The organism is Rhizobacter fulvus, from assembly GCF_964020785.1.
This window is the reverse complement of record NZ_OZ224516.1, coordinates 952,776-968,644: the sequence shown is the minus strand read 5'-3', so window position 1 is coordinate 968,644 and position 15,869 is coordinate 952,776. Positions and strand designations below refer to the sequence as shown.

Below are 15,869 nucleotides of genomic sequence, written 5' to 3'. Positions count from 1 at the left end.
CCGCAAGCTGCGCGGGCGAGTGGGGCGGAACGGACGAGCGCTCAGTGGCGCGAGCGCCGCACCAGGCTGCCGACGTCCAGGATCAGCGCGACGCGGCCGTCGCCCATGATCGTGGCGCCCGAGATGTCGTTGACGCGGCGGTAGTTGGCTTCGAGGTTCTTGACGACGACCTGCTGCTGGCCGAGCAGCTGGTCGACCAGCAGCGCGACGCGACCGCCTTCGGCCTCGGCGACGACCATGATCCCGCCGGCGTTCTCGAAGTCCGCACGCGGCACCCCGAAGACCTGCTCGAGATCGAGCACCGGCATGAATTCCTCGCGGACCTCGATCACGCGGCCGCTGCCGCCGATCGTCTTGATCGTGTCGGCCTTGACCTGGAACGATTCGATCACCGAGGACAGCGGCAGGATGTAGACCTCGTCGCCGACGCCGACCGACATGCCGTCCATGATCGCCAGCGTCAGCGGCAGGCGCACCTTGACGCTCATGCCGTAGCCCTCGGCCGAGTCGATCTCGACCGTGCCGCCGAGCGCGGTGATGTTCTTCTTCACGACGTCCATGCCGACCCCGCGGCCCGAGACGTCGGTGACGACCTCGGCGGTGGAGAAGCCGGGCGCGAAGATCAGGCTCCAGACCTCGCTGTCGGTCATCGAATCGGGCGCGTCGATGCCGCGTTCGCGGGCCTTCTTGATCAGCTTCTCGCGCGACAGGCCCTTGCCGTCGTCGCGCACCTCGATCAGGATCGAGCCGCCCTGGTGCGAAGCCGCGAGGGTGATGGTGCCGTGCTCCGGCTTGCCTTTCGCGAGGCGCTCCTCGGGCATCTCGATGCCGTGGTCGCAGCTGTTGCGCACGAGGTGCGTGAGCGGGTCGGTGATCTTCTCGACCAGGCCCTTGTCGAGTTCGGTGGCCTCGCCCTGGGTCACGAACTCGACCTTCTTGCCGAGCTTGGCGGCCAGGTCGCGCAACATGCGCGGGAAGCGGCTGAACACCATCGACATCGGAATCATCCGGATCGACATCACGGACTCTTGCAGGTCGCGGGTGTTGCGGTCCAGGTCGGCGAGGCCGGCGGCGAGCTGCTGGTACAGCGCCGGGTCGATCTGCTTGCTGTTCTGCGCGAGCATCGCCTGGGTGATGACGAGCTCGCCCACCAGGTTGATCAGCTGGTCGACCTTCTCGACCGAGACCCGCAGCGTCGATGATTCGAGCGCGGCCGCGGGGGCCTTGTCGGCCTTCGGCGCGACACGCGGGCGGGCTGCTTCGGCGGAGGCCGCGGCCGGGGCCGCGGCGGGCGCCTCGACGGCACCGGGCGCGCCCGGGGCGTTGTCGAAGAAGCCGTAGCCCGGATCGCGATGCTCCAGTTCGGCAGCCGGCGGCGCGCCCGGCGAGCCGGCGTGGAAGCCGTAGCCCTCGGTCATCGGCAGCAGCGCGACTTCTTCCCGGGCGACATGGAACGTGAACAGGTCCAGCAGGTCGTTGTCGCTGCTGGTGGTGATGACGCGGAAGCGGCGGATGCCGTCGCCGGCCTGGCCGCCGTCGATCGGCTCGATCGTGCCGAGGTCGGTGATTTCCTTGAACAGCTCGACCAGGTTGTCGGCGCGGGCCGGATCGGCCAGCGGGCCGACGCGCACCTCGAGTTCGCGGGCCAGCGACGGATCTGCCTGCGCGGTCTCCACCAATCCTGCCGGGGCGTCGGCGCGAACGGGCGCGACAGGCGCTTCGGCGATCGGCTTGGCGATCGGCGCGGCCGGCGCCTGGCCGGCGCTCATCGCGCGGATGCTCGTGAGCAGGTCGGCGGTGTCGATCGGATCGCCGCCGGCACCCTGGTGGCGTGCCAGCTGGGCGCGCAATGCGTCGCCCGACTGCAGCAGCACGTCGACCATCGCCGCCGTCGGCGTCAGCTCGTGGCGGCGCAGCTTGTCGAGCAGCGTTTCCATCTGGTGGGTCAGCTCGGCCACGTCGGCAAAGCCGAAAGTGGCGGCGCCGCCCTTGACCGAATGCGCGCAGCGGAAGATCGAGTTCAGTTCCTCGTCGTCGGCCGCTGCGATGTCGATCTCCAGCAGCTGCGCTTCCATGCGGTCGAGGTTCTCGCCCGCTTCCTCGAAGAACACCTGGTAGAACTGGCTCAGGTCGATGCCTGCGCCGATGTTCGCGCCTTCTTGCGTCATTTCACCCATGCTCGCTCCTGTTGATGGGCCCCGCGATCAGCGGATCACCTTGCGGATGACCTCGATCAGCTTGGCCGGATCGAAGGGCTTGACGAGCCAGCCGGTGGCGCCCGCGGCGCGGCCGGCCTGCTTCATCTGGTCGCTCGACTCGGTGGTCAGGATCAGGATCGGCGTGCTCTTGAATTTGGGGTTGTCGCGCAGCTTGCGCGTCAGGCCGATGCCGTCCAGGCGCGGCATGTTCTGGTCGGTCAGCACCAGGTCGAAGTCGGTCTTCGCCGTCTTCTCCCACGCATCCTGCCCATCGACGGCCTCGACGACGCTGTAGCCGGCGCTCTTCAGCGTGAAGGCCACCATCTGGCGCATGGATGCCGAGTCGTCGACGGCAAGGATTGAATTCATGATTTCTCCGGGTTTCCAGGGCGTTGTCGGTTGTTCGGGGTGAGTTCTTGAGCGGACGGGGTCAGAACAGCTCGATCGAGCCGGCGTCCATCTCGTCCTGCGTGACCGGGTTCGGCCGCAGCGGCGGCTCCTCGACCACGGCCGCGCCGTCGTCGTCGCCGCCCATCGTCTCGCGGGCCAGCCGGTCGGCGCAGTGGCGCAGGCGGCGGTGGGTGTGCGCGATCAGCTGCGAGGCCATGTCCTGGAACTGCAGCGCGGTGATCGCGCCGCCCAGGTGCTGCATCACGCCGTCGAACAGTTCGGGGGAGGGCGTGTCCTGGGCTGCATCGACCAGCTCCTGGATCTCGCCGACCGCGCCATGGAAGCCGCTCAGCAGCTCGTCGCAGGCGTGCGCCAGCAGCGTCTGCAGGCGGTCGAGGTCGTGCGTCGCCGTCATCAGGTTGTCCTGCAGGTCGGCTGCGGCGAGCAACGGCATCGGCGCGGAGGGCGGCACATCTAGGGCAAGTGAATTGGGCATCGTGATTCCGTCGTCGGTCGGCGCGCAGGTGCGGGTTTGCGCATCTCCGGTCTTTTCGGCCGCCGGGCGGCGGACCTGAGCGCGAACAAGCGGACGAATGACGCGCTTTTCGGGTGCCCGAAGGCGTTGCTCGGCTTCGATTGCCCCGCCGCGGCGGAGCGGGGCATACTGCGCGGATGCCGACCCTGTCCCCGTTTGCACCGCGTTCGCCCGGTCCGCCGCCGGGATTCGAGCGTGAGCTGCGGGTCCTGCATCTGGAGGATTCCGAGGCCGACCACGACCTGACCTTCGTCCATCTGGCGCGCGGCGGGCTGCGGGTCAAGATGCGGCGCATCGACTCCGAGGCCGAGTTCCTCGACGCGATCGAGCGGGCCGAGTGGGACGCGATCATCTCCGACTACAACCTGCCGGGCTTCTCGGGCCTGGTCGCGCTCGACCTGCTGAAGGCCAGCGGCCGCGACTTGCCGTTCATCTTGGTCTCGGGCGAGATCGGCGAGGACACCGCGGTCAAGGCGATGCGCAACGGCGCCAGCGACTACCTGCTGAAGAACAACCTGGCGCGGCTGGTCCCGGCGCTGATGCACGCGGTCGAGGCCACCGAGACCCGGCGCGCCCGGGTGCAGGCCGACCGCGAGCTCGACGAATCCAAGCAGCGCCTGCGCGAGCTCGCCCAGCACCTGCAGAACAGCATCGAGCAGGAGCGCATCGCGATCGCGCGCGAGATCCACGACGATGTCGGCGGCTCGCTGACCGCGCTGAAGTTCGACCTGGCCTGGATCGCGCGCCACTCCGACTCGGCCGAGGTGCTCGGGCGCGTCAACTCGGCGCTGGAGACCGTCACGCTGGCGATCGATTCCAGCAAGCGAATCATGCACAACCTGCGCCCGGCGATCCTCGAGCAGGGCTTGGTCGCGGCACTGCACTGGCTGGCCTCGCGGTTCGAGAAGCGCACCGGCATCGACTGCGAGATCCGCCTGCCCGCCGACGCGCCCGAACTGCCGTCCGGCGTGCCGCTGGTCGCGTACCGGACCGCGCAGGAGGCGCTGACCAACGTCACCAAGCACGCCCAGGCGACGCGCGTGCAGCTCGACCTGGCGCTGGCCGGCGGCGTGCTCTCGCTGGAGATCAGCGACAACGGCCGCGGCCTGTCGGCCGACGATCTCGCGAAGGCGCGCTCGTTCGGCATCCGCGGCCTGCACGAACGGGCCGGCACGGTCGGCGGCTGGGTCGACCTGACCAGCGGCCCGGGCGGGACGACGCTGATCCTGTCGATTCCGCTGACGCTGCCCGGCACCGTGAGCCGGCCGGAGATCGCGCCGCGCGACGACGACGACCCGAGCCAATGGGGCGCCTTGTGACCATCTCCATCTGCCGGGCTCTCCCATGATCAAGGTCTTTCTCTGCGACGACCACGCGCTGATCCGGCGCGGCATCCGCGACACGCTGTCCGACGCCCCGGACATCGAGGTCGTCGGCGAGGCCGGCGACTACGGCGAACTGCGCACGCTGATGCGCGACCACACCGCCGACGTGCTCGTGCTCGACATCAACCTGCCCGGGCGCAGCGGGCTGGACGTGCTGCACGTGCTGAAGGACGAGGTCACGACGATGCGCGTGCTCGTCGTCTCGATGTACCCCGAGGACCAGTACGCGATCCGCGCGCTGCGGGCCGGCGCCTACGGCTACGTCAACAAGGGCGGCGACCCGGCGCAGATCGTCGCCGCGGTGCGCACCGTCGCGCAGGGCCGCAAGTACGTGACGCCCGAGATCGCGCAGATGCTGGTCGAGAGCCTGACCACGCCGATGATCGCCAACGCGCACGAGAAGTTGTCGGACCGCGAGCTGCAGACGCTCGTGATGATCGCGTCCGGCAAGCGCCTGTCCGACATCGCCGAGGAACTGATGCTGAGCCCGAAGACCGTCAGCGTGTACCGCGCGCGGGTGCTTGAGAAGCTGGGCCTGGCGAACAACTCCGAGATGACGGTCTACGCCATCCGCAACGGCCTGGTCGGCAGCGAGTAGGCGACGTTGGGCGCTGCCGGAGCGCCGCGCTCTGTTGCATGCGTCACGAACCGGCCGGACTTCCGTCCGCAATAAGCGCACGCAGTTGCACATTTGCCGTCACCATCGGTAACGGTGTCGCGCCACCTCGGGCGCGTCCGCGAGAACTGGCCCGCGCTTGCCCGGATGATTTCCCATTTCACGCTTCTGACGGTGGCCGGTCTGGCGGTCTGTGCTGCGATGTTCTGGCTGGCGGCCGAAATCAATCTCGCCGCGACCGCGCGGCCGCGGGCGATGGCGGCGGCCGTCGCTGGCGTGGCGGTGCTGCTGGCCGCCAGCGCGCTGTGGTGGTCGGCGCACGCCGCGCGCGCCGCCGATGTCGCGGCGGCCCTCCCGTGGTGGGCGTCGTGGTGGCCGGCGCTGCTGCTGGCAGCCGCGATCACCGGCACGGGGTCGCTGTGGCATCGCGGCCGGCGGCGCTGGGCGGTCCCCGTCGCCGCTGCGGCGGTCGGCGCGGCGGCGCTGCAGCCGATGCTCGGTGCTCACGCCGACGTCTGGCCGCTGTCCAAACTGGGCCTGGCCGGCCTCGTCGTGCTGGCCGTGGGGCTGACTGCCCTGCTGCTCGCCGCGCAACTGGAGTGGCGCAGCGTGCACCGCGGCGCGCTCATCCGCGCCGCTGCGGCCCTCGCGGCGGCGGGCTGGATCGGCCCCTTTGCCGGGGAGTTCGCGGCGCGCCCGCTCAGCGCCGGCGAAGCGTTCGGACCGGCCTGGCCGGTGCTGATCGGCCTGATCGTGCTCGGCGCGGTGCTCCGCCTGGCGCTGCGCCAGTCCGCTTCGGCCGAGCCGCTCGCGCGCTCGGCCAACCTCGCTGTGACCGACAGCCTGACCGGGCTGCCCACGCGCCTGTTCTTCGAAGCCCGCCTCCAGGAGGCGGCCAAGCAGGTCGACGCGCAGCGCAGCGAGCAGGCGCGCGGGCCGGGGCGCCGCGCGGCGGCCGTGGTGGGGGACGCGCGCCGTCGCGAGTCGCCCTCGATCGCGCTGGCGGTGCTGTTCATCGACCTCGACGGCTTCAAGCCGGTCAACGACGGCTTCGGTCACTGCAGCGGCGACAGCGTGCTGGCGCAGGTCGGCGCGCGCCTGAAGGCCTTCGCGCGCAGCACCGGCGTCGCGGCGCGGATCGGCGGGGACGAGTTCCTGCTGCTGGCGATTGGCGAGCGCGCGCCGCAGTCGGTGGCGCGCCTGGCCAAGCGGCTGATCGACACGCTCAGCGAGCCGTACCGGGTCGACGACCGCGAGGTCGTGATCTCGTGCTCGATCGGCATCTCGCTCTATCCCGACCAGTGCCCGTCGACCAAGCTGATCGCGCGCGCCGATGCCGCGATGTACGCCGCCAAGCGGGCCGGCGGCGCGCGCCACAGCTTCTACGCGCCCGAGATGGACGCCGACGTGCAGCAGAATTTCGACCTGCTGCGCGACCTGCGCCTGGCGCTGGTCAAGAACCAGCTCGAGCTGTTCTTCCAGCCCAAGATCGACGCGCGCAGCGGCAAGGTCACCGCCGCCGAGGCGCTGGTACGCTGGAACCATCCGCGCCTGGGCTTCGTGATGCCGGCGCAGTTCGTGCCGCTGGCCGAGCGCTCCGGCCTGATCGGGTCGCTCGGCGACTGGGTCATCGAGGCCGCCTGCAAGCAGGCGCGCGCGTGGCGCGACAAGGGCCTGCGCATGCGCGTCGCGATCAACCTCTCGGCCTACCAGATGCGGCAGGACGACATCGCCGACCGCATCGCCGGCGCACTGGCGCGTTACCGCATCCACCCGTCGCTGCTGACCTGCGAGATCACCGAGACCGCGGCGATGGAAGATACCGGCGCCACGCAGGAGACCTTCCGGCGCCTCGGTGAACTGGGCACGCACCTGTCGATCGACGACTTCGGCACCGGCCACTCCAGCCTGAGCTACCTGCGCCGCCTGCCGGCCGAGGAGCTGAAGATCGACGCCAGTTTCGTCAAGGACGTGGACCACAGCGCCGATGCGCGCGCCGTCGTCGACGCGGTGGTCAAGCTCGCCCATGCGCTCGGGCTCAAGGTCGTGGCCGAGGGCGTGGAGAACCTGCGCCAGCACAAGATCCTCGTCGACCTGGGGTGCGACGAGCTGCAGGGCTATCTGTTCGCCAAGCCGATGACGGCGCGCGCGTTGTTGCTCTGGGCGATGGACGACCGGATGGTGTCGGCGGTGTTCCGCCCCTCGTTGTTCGGCGAGACGCGCCAGGCCTCGCTGCACGCGCCGCTGCAGGCCGATCAGCCGTAGCGGTCAGTCGCGCGTGGCGCGCCGCCGCACGCATTCGAGGTAACGCTCGCCATCGGGCGGCCGCCCGCTGCGCTGCGAGGCCCAGACCATCTCGCCCAGGCACTCCATCACCGCGTGCTGCGCCGCGTGCGCCGAGCCGAGCTTGGCGGCCAGCAGCCCGAAGGCCTGCTTGATGCCGGTGGGCTGGTCGATCGCGACCTGCTCGCTGATCGACAGGTGCATCGACAAGTGCAGGAACGGGTTTGTGCGGCCGTCTTCCACCGCGTAGTCGGCCGCGAGCGCGGCGTCCAGGTCATCGAGTTCGGCGTGGTGCTCGGGGTGCTGCGCGATCCAGTCGGCGGCCATCGCCTCCATCGGCGTCAGCGGCAGCGTCTCGCGCTGCTTGCGACGCGCTTCGCAGAAGAAGCGCCTGACATCGTGCTGGGACGGCTGGAACATCCGCGAATTCTGCCTGCGCGACCCTTCACCCCAGCCGAACGTGGTCGACGAATTTTTGCGCGCCGCGCGCGTTCGGCACGCGACCAGAATGAACCACCCTTCAACCCGAGACCGAATTCATGAACGTCACGACCGAGCAACTGTTCGACAACGCCCGCACCCACAACGGCTTCAGCCCCGAGCCGATCCCGGAAGCGACGCTGCGCCAGCTGTACGACCTGGTGAAGTGGGGCCCGACCTCGGCGAACAGCAGCCCGGCGCGCTTCATCTTCGTGACCACGCCGCAGGCGAAGGCCAAGCTGCTCGAAGGCATGTCGCCCGGCAACCAGGACAAGACCAAGGCCGCGCCGGTCACCGTGATCATCGGCATGGACATGGCGTTCTACGAGCAGTTGCCGAAGCTGTTCCCGCACGCCGACGCGAAGTCGTGGTTCGTCGGCAACCAGCCGATGATCGACGCGACCGCGTTCCGCAATTCGAGCATCCAGGGCGCCTACCTGATCCTGGCGGCGCGCGCGCTGGGCCTGGACTGCGGGCCGATGAGCGGCTTCGACGCGGCCAAGGTCGACGCGGCGTTCTGGGCCGGCACCACGGTCAAGACCAACTTCATCGTCAACCTCGGTCACGGCGACGCCAGCAAGCTGTTCGGCCGCAGCCCGCGCCTGAGCTTCGAGGAAGCCTGCCAGATCGCCTGATCGGGTGGTTTCAGGCGCCGAGCTTCGCGGCGACCGCCTGGATCACCACGCCGAACGACAGGATCACGACGAACCAGCCGATGCCGCGCCGCAGCCGCGAGGCCGCGGCCTCGCTGCCGGCGCTGCGCAGCACGCGCGAGATCAACTGCGAGTCGGCGGTGCTGGCGATCAGCATGCCGCCCGAGAACAGCAGGCCGGCCAGCGCGCCGGCCCACCAGCCGCCCTGGTGCGTCGCGAACACGCTCCAGGCCGAGACGTGCGCGACCGTGTCGATCACCAGCGCGAATAGCAGCCCGATGGCCACGGTCGACCACAGGTCGGTGCGGTCCCGCAGCGCCGCCGGGATCAGCTTCATGCGCACCGAACTCGGCCGATAGGCGCCCGGCGCCAGCAGTGCGCGCAGGTTCCAGAGCCCGAGCAGCGTCAGCAGCACGATCGGCAGCCATTCGACCACCTGAACCAGCGCCGCCGGCAGCTCGAACGACGCCGCCAGCAGGCTGATCGCGACTGCAATCACCGCGATCGCCAGCCCGTGGCCCAGGGCGAACAGGCTGCCGGTCCAGGGCGCATGGGCCTCGTGGTGATCGTGGGCGCGCAGCGTCAGCCCGTCGATCGCGGCGATGTGATCGGGCTCGATGCCGTGGCGCAGGCCGAGCAGGAAGAACAGCGCCATCCCGCTGAGCGGCAGCGCGTCGTGCGCGTGGCCCAGCATCACGACGGGGCGCCGCGGCTGCACTCGGCGCACAGGCCGCGCAGCGTGATCTCGTGGGCGCTGACGACGAAGCCCGGGGGGGCCAGGTCCTGCATCGAGCCCGGGCAGGCGTGCAGCGCGTAGACCCGGTCGCAGCCGTTGCAGTGGAAGTGATGGTGATGGTGGTGCGCGCCGCCGTGTGCGGGGTCGTCGCCGCAGGCGGCCTCGAAGCGCGCGGCCTGCCCCGGCAGCAGCACCTTGACGATGCGCGCCTCGTCCTGCAGCGCGTTGATGTGGCGGTAGATCGTCGACAGGTTCAGGCTCGCGACCGACGTCTGCGCGAGCGCCAGGATCTCGCCCGGTGTCAGCGCGCGGCCGGCGTGCTCGATCGCGGCGAGCACGGCCTCGCGTTGGCGGGTGTTGCGTTCCATGCCGGCATCTTAGTGCAAACGCGTTTGCAACAAGCGCCGTTCGCCGACAAGGCCCGGCGCCGTACGGGGTCGGGCTGCGGGCTACTCCTCGCTCGTCCACTCCACGCGCGCGCCCAGACTGCGCAGGTTCTCGACGAAGCCGGGGTGCGCGCGGCGGATCGGCGCGGCATGGCGGATCTCCGAGCGGCCTTCGATGCTGGCCGCCACCATGAACAGCGCGATCGCGACGCGGATGATGTACGGGCTCTCGACCACCGCCGGCGTCAGCGGGCTGCCGCCGAAGGTGATCAGCCGGTGCGGGTCGGACGAGAACACGTGTGCGCCGAACTTCGACAGCTCGCCGGTCCAGCCCAGCGCGCCGTCGTAGACCTTGTTCCAGAACATCGCGTTGCCCTGCGCCCGCACGCCGAGCGCGATGAAGATCGGCAGCAGGTCGACCGGGAAATAGGGCCAAGGCGCGGCCTCGACCTTGGTCAGGACGTTGCTCGTGAACGGCGTCTGCACCTGCAGCGGGCCGGCGCAGCGCGCGCTCGACCAGCCGCCGGCGTGCGTCACCTCGACGCCGAACTTCGCGAACGTGCGGTCGATCAGCGGGAAGTTCTCCGGCGCGCTGTTGCGCACGATCACGTCGCCGCCGGTGATCGCTCCGAGCGCGAGGAAGGTCGTGATCTCGTGGAAGTCCTCGTCGAAGCGGAACTCGCCGCCGCGCAGCGCGGTGCCGCCGTGCACCGTCAACCGCGAGGTGCCGATGCCGTCGATGCGCACGCCGATCATCGCCATGAAGCGGCAGAACTCCTGCACGTGCGGCTCCGATGCCGCGTTCGTCAGCGTGGAGGTGCCGCCGGCCACCGCGGCGCAGAGCACGAAGTTCTCGGTCGTCGTGACGGAGGCGTAGTCGAGCCAGTGGTCCGTCGGCGTCAGCAGCCCGCGGCTGCGCACCAGCAGCGAACCCTCGGCGCGCTCGACTTCGCCGCCGAAGCGGCGAAACACCTCGACGTGCGGGTCGATCTCGCGCACGCCCAGCGTGCAGCCCTTGACGTTGTCCTCCAGCCGCGCGACGCCGAAGCGCGCCAGCAGCGGCGGCACCAGCATGATCGACGAGCGCATCTCCTCCGGCAGGCGATGCCGCGCCGCGTCGAACACCGTCTCGCGGTGGTGCAGGTCCAGCGTGCCGTCGGCGTGGTTCATCGACACCTCGCTGCCGAGCAGGCGGAAGATGTCGAGGATCTTGCGCACGTCGGTGATGTCGGGCACGCCGAGCAGGCGCAGCGGCTCGTAGCTCAGCAGCGTCGCGCACAGGATCGGCAGCACCGCGTTCTTGTTGGCGGACGGGTGGATGCGGCCGCGCAGCGGCGTGCCGCCGTGCACGATGAGGTTGGACATGGGAAGATGCGGCGCCGCGCGCGCGGCCCGTCGCAGTGGGAAGACGGGCGTCAATGTACTGCTTGCGGCACGCACCTTGCCCGGTCCGGTGCAACGGCTTGTTTCAGTGGGCGACCTCGCCCGGGTTAGCCTTCGTGCCCTCCGCTGCGGTCGACCCGCTCGTCCCTTTCTTTCACGAATTCCTCCTCCCCCTGATGTTCAAACCCGTCACCTTCGATCCCTACGGCCGACGCCGTTCGCGCTGGCGCATGCCGAGGTGGCTGCTGCTGCTGCTCGTGGGCATCGCCCTCGGAGCGGGTGGCCTGTACTTCGTGCAGGAACGCTACCTGCCGCCACGCCTGTCGGCCGGCGCCAGCATCGAACTGCGCAGCGCCTACGAAACGGCAGAAGCGGCGCGTGCCAAGCTGGCCGGCGAGCTCGCCCGCACGAGCCAGCAGCTCGCCCAGGTCACGGCCGAGAAGAAGCAGCTCGGCGACGATCTGGCGGGTAGCCGCGCCAGCGTCGAGGCGCTGCGCGGCGACCTCGGCGCGATCGTCGCGTCGCTGCCGCCCGATCCACGCGGCGGCGCGGTCGAGATCCGCGCGGCGCGCTTCGATGCGGAAGGCCGCGAGCTGACCTACGACCTGTTGCTGACGCGCGCCCGTGCCGGCGCCGGCAAGCCACTCGGGGCAGCGCTGCAGCTGACCGTGGCCGGTGAATCGGCCGCGGGCGCGGCGAAGAGCTTCACCGCGCCGGCGGAGACCGTCTTGATCGGCGCGCAGCAGGTGCTGCGCGGCAAGGTCGCGCTCCCCGAGGGGCTGAAGCCGCGCCAGGTGACCGTGCAGGTGCTCGACCGCGCCGGCGGCCGCCCGCTCGGGATGCGGGTGCTGCTGGTCGGCAAGTAGGCCGGGCCGCTACGGCTGCGGGCTGTCGCGCGTGTCCGACTCGTCGTTCCAGCCGACCCGCGCCTGCCGCTTCGCCGCCTCGTCGCGCTCCTGCGCGAACAGCTCCTCGAGCTGCTGGCGGCCCTGCTTGGCGACCGCGATCAGCTTCGCCTCGTCCTTGCGGTGCGGCCCCATCTGCACCAGCTGCGCGACGTTGTGGCGCCGGAAACGCAGCGCCAGCGTGCGCGCCTGGTGACGTTCCCAGCCGAGCTGCTCGAGCACGCTGCGCGCGCTCATCAGCGCCGAATCGAGCGTCTCGCGCTCGATCAGCTCGACGCCGAGATCGTGCAGGTCGAAGTAGTGGCGCACGTTGCGGGCGCGCGCGACGATCGTCAGGTCCGGGAAATTCTCGCGCACCATCTTCGCGACCTCGACGCTCTGGTCGACGTCGTCGATCGCCAGCACCAGGATCTTCGCGGTCGCGGCGCCGGCGGTGCGCATCAGGTCGAGGCGCGTCGCGTCGCCGTAGAACACCGGCCAGCCGAACTTGCGCATCGCCTCGATCTGCTCCGCATCGACATCGAGCACCGTCGGCTTGATGCCGTTGGCGTACAGCATGCGGCCCACCACCTGCCCGTAGCGGCCGAACCCCGCGATGATCACCGACTGGTGCTGCGGGTCGTGCAGTTCTTCGACGCTGGTGTTCTTCTTCGCCTGTCCGGCGAGCAGCGGGATCCACCAGCGGTCGGCCGCCACCAGCAGCAGCGGCGTCACCAGCATCGAGATCGCGACCGCCGCCACCAGCAGCGACGAGGTCGGTGCGTCGATCACCCCGGCCCCGGCGGCGGTCTGGAACACGACGAAACCGAACTCGCCGCCCTGCGCCAGCAGGATGATGAACACCGGCCGCTCCGGCTTGGGCAGCGGCATCGCGCGGCCCATGCCCCACAGCACCACCGCCTTGACGAGCAGGAAGCCGAGCACGATGCCGGCGATCAGCAGCGGCTGCGCGAGCACCACCGCGAAGTCGATGCTCATGCCCACCGCGATGAAGAACAGGCCCAGCAGCAGCCCCTTGAACGGCTCGATGTCGGTCTCGAGTTCGCGCCGGTACTCGCTCTCGGCCAGCAGCACGCCGGCGAGGAACGCGCCGAGCGCCATCGACAGACCGACCGTCTGCATCAGCGCCGCCGTCGCGACGACCAGCAGCAGCGACGCGGCGGTGAAGATTTCCGGCGTCGCGCTGCGCGCGATCCAGCGCAGCGCGGGGCGGATCAGCAGCCGCCCGCCGAACACGATCAGCGCGATCACGCCGATCGCCTTGGCGGCGCTGACCCAGGCGCTGCCTTCGGTGGCGGCCTGCTGCACGGCCAGCAGCGGCAACAGCGCGAGGATCGGGATCGCGGCCACGTCCTGCAGCAGCGCGACGCTGAGCACGCTCTGGCCCGAACTCGTGTTCATCAAGCCGCGCTCGGCGAGCACGCCCAGGCCGATCGCGGTCGATGACATCGCCAGCCCGAGCGACGCGACCAGCGCGATGCGCCAGTCCATGCCGCACAGCACGCCGACGCCGAGCATCAGCGCCGCCGAACCGAACAGCTGCACGCTGCCCCAGCCGAAGATCGGCTTGCGAAGTTGCCAGAGTCGCTTCGGTTCGAGTTCGAGCCCGACCAGGAACAGCATCAGCACGACGCCGAACTCGGAGAAGTGCAGCATGTCCTGCGGGTTGGTGACGAACTTCAACCCCCACGGCCCGATCAGGATGCCGGCGGCGAGGTAGCCGATGATCGAGCCGAGGCCGAGGAATTTCGCGAGCGGCACGGCGATGACCGCAGCGGCCAGGTAGATCAATGTGCCGGTGAGCCAGGAGCCGTGTTCCATCAGCGGGCTCCCTTCGCGACCGACAGCTTCGGCGGATCGGCCGGATCGTCCGCGTCTTCATCGGGGCGCGCATCTTCGGGGATCAGCGCCGGCAGTTCGTACAGCAGCTCGCCCAGCTCCGGCCACTTCGGGTAGCTGGCCAGCCGCTGCGCGTAGACCTCGAGGTGCGCCTCGACCTCGACATCGGTGGCGCGGTGCGCGCCATGCAGCAGCAGCGGCGGCAAAAAGCGCAGGCCGCACAGGTTGGCGGTCTGTTCGTACGGCGGCAGGAAGTCGTCGAAGAAGTAGCGGTTGTAGCTGTTGGGGTGGTACGACTCCTCGGGTCCGCCGGTGGTCGCCACCAGCCACAGGTCCTTGCCGCGCAGCGCGGTGCCGCCCGGCCCGTAGGCCCAGCCGAACGCGAGCACGTCGTCCAGCCAGAGCTTCATCAGCGGCGGCATGCTGTACCAGTGGATCGGATGCTGCCAGACGATCAGCTTCGCGGTCGCGAGCAGCGCCTGCTCCTCGGCCACGTCGATCAGGTAGTCGGGGTAGAGCGCGTACAGGTCACGGACCACGATCAGCGGCGAGTCCTCGGTCGCGGGCAGGCGCCTGGCGGCGCGCATCAGGCGCTTGTTGATGCGCGAGTGTTCCATCTGCGGGTGCGCGGTGATCACGACGACGTCGGCGCCGGGGGAGGGCCGGGCGGGTGCGTCGAGCACGGAGAAAGGGGAGTCGGCCATGGGTCCGGAGGCGAGTTGCAAGGGCGCTGGCGCGGGTGAGTCTCGATGGCGACAGGTTCGCGCGGCCCGCTAACATAACCTGAACGCCCCCCAACGACAGCGAAAGCATCGCATGCGAAGTTTCGAGCACCTCACCGACCTGCAGGCGCTGGTCGGGCAGAACGTCGGCGTCAGCGACTGGATCACCGTGACCCAGGAGCGCATCCAGCTGTTTGCCGACGCGACCGGCGACCACCAGTGGATCCACCTCGACGCCGAGCGCGCCGCCAAGGGCCCGTTCGGCACGACGATCGCGCACGGCTTCCTGACGCTGTCGTTGCTGCCCGAGATGAGCGCCTCGGCGTTCGAGGTGCGCGACACCCGCATGGGCGTGAACTACGGGCTCGGGAAAGTGCGGTTCCCGGCGCCGGTGCCGTCGGGCAGCCGGCTGCGCGGGCACTTCAAGCTCACCAAGTACGAACCGCTGGAGGGCGGCGCGCAGCTGACCGTCGAGGTCTCGATGGAACGCGAGGGCTCGGACAAGCCGGTCTGCGTGGCCGAGTCGCTGGCGCGGCGCTACACCTGAGCAACGCCGGAGCGGGTTGGGGAGGGCGCATACGCATCTGCTGGTTTAGGATGTTGCCTTCCTGGAGGCGTGCGCATGAAGGTTCTGCTGATCGACGACCACCCGCTGATCCTGTCCGCACTGCAGTCCGTGATCGAAGGCCTGGGCAGTGACACCACGGTGGTCGGCGCGAACAGCGCGCGCGCCGCGCGCGAGACGCTGAAGGCCGATGCCGAGTTCGACCTCGTGCTGCTCGACCTGCACCTCGGCGACGCCGACGGCTTCGATCTGCTGGCCGAACTGCGGGCCGCCTATCCGGCGCTGCCGGTGGTCGTGCTGTCCGCGTCCGACCGCACCAGCGACGTGATCCGCGCGATCGACGCCGGCGCGATGGGCTTCGTGCCCAAGCGCGCGAGCAACGAGACGCTGTTCGAGGCGCTGCACATGGTGATGTCGGGCGGCATCTATGTGCCGCCGATGACGATGGGCTCCGAGCCCGCGTCCAAGCCGCAGGGCGACACCGTGCCCAGCGTGTTGCGCGTCGTGCGCGAGACCGCGCAGGACAGCGGTTTCCAGACCAATTCCGTGCCCCTCGCGGAGCTCGGACTCACGCCGCGCCAGACCGACGTGCTCGCGCTGCTGCTGAAGGGCCAGCCCAACAAGCTGATCGCCCGCGAGCTCAATCTGTCGGTCGAGACCGTCAAGGACCATGTCGCCGCGGTGCTGCGCACGCTCGGCGTCAGCTCGCGCACCCAGGCCGTGCTCGCGGTGAGCCAGATGTCGGCCTCGGGCGGACGCGCGCCGTGGCACGGTACCCGCTGACGGGCCGCGC

The 15,869-nt window shown here is 70.0% G+C and carries 16 protein-coding genes; 7 read left to right on the top strand and 9 right to left on the bottom strand.

What is annotated here, in order from left to right; all coding sequences use genetic code 11:
* Positions 1 to 41: 41 nt before the first annotated feature.
* The 3 genes from ACWH49_RS04740 to ACWH49_RS04730 all read right to left on the bottom strand — a co-directional run bounded on the left by ACWH49_RS04740 (position 42) and on the right by ACWH49_RS04730 (position 3,084).
* Positions 42 to 2,177: a chemotaxis protein CheA gene (locus ACWH49_RS04740; protein WP_448170411.1), complete on the bottom strand. Its 2,136-nt coding sequence runs from the start codon at positions 2,175 to 2,177 to the stop codon at positions 42 to 44.
* Positions 2,178 to 2,204: 27 nt separating this feature from the next.
* Entirely contained in the window at positions 2,205 to 2,567 is a 363-nt protein-coding gene (locus ACWH49_RS04735; protein ID WP_056464930.1) for a response regulator, read from the bottom strand.
* A 61-nt stretch (positions 2,568 to 2,628) separates the two neighbouring features.
* Complete coding sequence (locus tag ACWH49_RS04730; protein ID WP_448170410.1) at positions 2,629 to 3,084, bottom strand: hypothetical protein; 456 nt, start codon at positions 3,082 to 3,084, stop codon at positions 2,629 to 2,631.
* A 176-nt stretch (positions 3,085 to 3,260) separates the two neighbouring features.
* On the opposite strand from ACWH49_RS04730, the gene ACWH49_RS04725 reads away from it, so the two are divergent.
* The 3 genes from ACWH49_RS04725 to ACWH49_RS04715 all read left to right on the top strand — a co-directional run bounded on the left by ACWH49_RS04725 (position 3,261) and on the right by ACWH49_RS04715 (position 7,389).
* Positions 3,261 to 4,442: a response regulator gene (locus ACWH49_RS04725; RefSeq protein WP_448170409.1), complete on the top strand. Its 1,182-nt coding sequence runs from the start codon at positions 3,261 to 3,263 to the stop codon at positions 4,440 to 4,442.
* A gap of 25 nt (positions 4,443 to 4,467) precedes the next feature.
* Positions 4,468 to 5,106 carry a response regulator gene (locus ACWH49_RS04720; RefSeq protein WP_056464924.1) on the top strand — a complete coding sequence of 213 codons (639 nt, stop codon included), beginning with the start codon at positions 4,468 to 4,470 and terminating at the stop codon, positions 5,104 to 5,106.
* Positions 5,107 to 5,271: 165 nt separating this feature from the next.
* A complete protein-coding gene (locus tag ACWH49_RS04715) occupies positions 5,272 to 7,389 on the top strand; it encodes a putative bifunctional diguanylate cyclase/phosphodiesterase (protein WP_448170408.1) in 2,118 nt (705 codons plus the stop codon).
* A 3-nt stretch (positions 7,390 to 7,392) separates the two neighbouring features.
* Here the strand turns inward: ACWH49_RS04715 and ACWH49_RS04710 are convergent, their stop codons facing one another.
* Complete coding sequence (locus ACWH49_RS04710; protein ID WP_448170407.1) at positions 7,393 to 7,827, bottom strand: DUF1841 family protein; 435 nt, start codon at positions 7,825 to 7,827, stop codon at positions 7,393 to 7,395.
* Positions 7,828 to 7,946: 119 nt separating this feature from the next.
* Here ACWH49_RS04710 and ACWH49_RS04705 point away from each other — a divergent pair, with 119 nt between their 5' ends.
* Positions 7,947 to 8,522 (top strand): malonic semialdehyde reductase, encoded by a 576-nt coding sequence (locus ACWH49_RS04705; RefSeq protein WP_448170406.1) that lies wholly within the window; start codon positions 7,947 to 7,949, stop codon positions 8,520 to 8,522.
* Between the two features lie 10 nt (positions 8,523 to 8,532).
* Here ACWH49_RS04705 and ACWH49_RS04700 read toward each other — a convergent pair whose 3' ends face one another.
* The 3 genes from ACWH49_RS04700 to ACWH49_RS04690 form a co-directional block, all read right to left on the bottom strand.
* The gene (locus tag ACWH49_RS04700) at positions 8,533 to 9,234 is read right to left on the bottom strand and encodes a HoxN/HupN/NixA family nickel/cobalt transporter (RefSeq protein WP_157615442.1); all 702 of its coding nucleotides are present in this window, start codon (positions 9,232 to 9,234) and stop codon (positions 8,533 to 8,535) included.
* On the bottom strand, positions 9,234 to 9,644 hold the full coding sequence (locus ACWH49_RS04695; protein WP_448170405.1) for a Fur family transcriptional regulator: 411 nt from the start codon (positions 9,642 to 9,644) through the stop codon (positions 9,234 to 9,236). Before ACWH49_RS04695 ends, ACWH49_RS04700 begins: the two co-directional genes overlap by 1 nt.
* Before the next feature lie 81 nt (positions 9,645 to 9,725).
* The gene (locus ACWH49_RS04690; protein WP_448170404.1) at positions 9,726 to 11,027 is read right to left on the bottom strand and encodes a UDP-N-acetylglucosamine 1-carboxyvinyltransferase; all 1,302 of its coding nucleotides are present in this window, start codon (positions 11,025 to 11,027) and stop codon (positions 9,726 to 9,728) included.
* A 194-nt stretch (positions 11,028 to 11,221) separates the two neighbouring features.
* On the opposite strand from ACWH49_RS04690, the gene ACWH49_RS04685 reads away from it, so the two are divergent.
* Positions 11,222 to 11,911 carry a hypothetical protein gene (locus ACWH49_RS04685; protein WP_448170403.1) on the top strand — a complete coding sequence of 230 codons (690 nt, stop codon included), beginning with the start codon at positions 11,222 to 11,224 and terminating at the stop codon, positions 11,909 to 11,911.
* Between the two features lie 9 nt (positions 11,912 to 11,920).
* Here ACWH49_RS04685 and kefC read toward each other — a convergent pair whose 3' ends face one another.
* Both kefC and kefF read right to left on the bottom strand, forming a co-directional pair.
* The gene (gene kefC / locus ACWH49_RS04680; RefSeq protein WP_448170402.1) at positions 11,921 to 13,771 is read right to left on the bottom strand and encodes a glutathione-regulated potassium-efflux system protein KefC; all 1,851 of its coding nucleotides are present in this window, start codon (positions 13,769 to 13,771) and stop codon (positions 11,921 to 11,923) included.
* Entirely contained in the window at positions 13,771 to 14,493 is a 723-nt protein-coding gene (gene kefF / locus ACWH49_RS04675; protein ID WP_448170401.1) for a glutathione-regulated potassium-efflux system oxidoreductase KefF, read from the bottom strand. The genes kefC and kefF overlap by 1 nt, the downstream gene beginning before the upstream one ends.
* A gap of 112 nt (positions 14,494 to 14,605) precedes the next feature.
* Between kefF and ACWH49_RS04670 the strand changes: the two genes are divergently transcribed.
* Positions 14,606 to 15,058, top strand: a complete 453-nt coding sequence (locus tag ACWH49_RS04670) for a MaoC family dehydratase (protein ID WP_448170400.1) — start codon at positions 14,606 to 14,608, stop codon at positions 15,056 to 15,058.
* Positions 15,059 to 15,133: 75 nt separating this feature from the next.
* Positions 15,134 to 15,859: a response regulator gene (locus tag ACWH49_RS04665; protein ID WP_448170399.1), complete on the top strand. Its 726-nt coding sequence runs from the start codon at positions 15,134 to 15,136 to the stop codon at positions 15,857 to 15,859.
* Positions 15,860 to 15,869: the final 10 nt, after the last annotated feature.

What these genes read in the sequence shown, in the direction of transcription:
- ACWH49_RS04715 (WP_448170408.1), top strand. Translation starts at nt 5,272, where the DNA reads ATGATTTCCCATTTCACGCTTCTGACGGTGGCCGGTCTGGCGGTCTGT.
- ACWH49_RS04700 (WP_157615442.1), bottom strand. Translation starts at nt 9,234, where the DNA reads ATGCTGGGCCACGCGCACGACGCGCTGCCGCTCAGCGGGATGGCGCTG.
- ACWH49_RS04710 (WP_448170407.1), bottom strand. Translation starts at nt 7,827, where the DNA reads ATGTTCCAGCCGTCCCAGCACGATGTCAGGCGCTTCTTCTGCGAAGCG.
- ACWH49_RS04725 (WP_448170409.1), top strand. Translation starts at nt 3,261, where the DNA reads ATGCCGACCCTGTCCCCGTTTGCACCGCGTTCGCCCGGTCCGCCGCCG.
- ACWH49_RS04695 (WP_448170405.1), bottom strand. Translation starts at nt 9,644, where the DNA reads ATGGAACGCAACACCCGCCAACGCGAGGCCGTGCTCGCCGCGATCGAG.
- ACWH49_RS04670 (WP_448170400.1), top strand. Translation starts at nt 14,606, where the DNA reads ATGCGAAGTTTCGAGCACCTCACCGACCTGCAGGCGCTGGTCGGGCAG.
- kefC (WP_448170402.1), bottom strand. Translation starts at nt 13,771, where the DNA reads ATGGAACACGGCTCCTGGCTCACCGGCACATTGATCTACCTGGCCGCT.
- ACWH49_RS04730 (WP_448170410.1), bottom strand. Translation starts at nt 3,084, where the DNA reads ATGCCCAATTCACTTGCCCTAGATGTGCCGCCCTCCGCGCCGATGCCG.
- ACWH49_RS04735 (WP_056464930.1), bottom strand. Translation starts at nt 2,567, where the DNA reads ATGAATTCAATCCTTGCCGTCGACGACTCGGCATCCATGCGCCAGATG.
- ACWH49_RS04705 (WP_448170406.1), top strand. Translation starts at nt 7,947, where the DNA reads ATGAACGTCACGACCGAGCAACTGTTCGACAACGCCCGCACCCACAAC.
- ACWH49_RS04740 (WP_448170411.1), bottom strand. Translation starts at nt 2,177, where the DNA reads ATGGGTGAAATGACGCAAGAAGGCGCGAACATCGGCGCAGGCATCGAC.
- ACWH49_RS04720 (WP_056464924.1), top strand. Translation starts at nt 4,468, where the DNA reads ATGATCAAGGTCTTTCTCTGCGACGACCACGCGCTGATCCGGCGCGGC.
- ACWH49_RS04685 (WP_448170403.1), top strand. Translation starts at nt 11,222, where the DNA reads ATGTTCAAACCCGTCACCTTCGATCCCTACGGCCGACGCCGTTCGCGC.
- kefF (WP_448170401.1), bottom strand. Translation starts at nt 14,493, where the DNA reads ATGGCCGACTCCCCTTTCTCCGTGCTCGACGCACCCGCCCGGCCCTCC.
- ACWH49_RS04665 (WP_448170399.1), top strand. Translation starts at nt 15,134, where the DNA reads ATGAAGGTTCTGCTGATCGACGACCACCCGCTGATCCTGTCCGCACTG.
- ACWH49_RS04690 (WP_448170404.1), bottom strand. Translation starts at nt 11,027, where the DNA reads ATGTCCAACCTCATCGTGCACGGCGGCACGCCGCTGCGCGGCCGCATC.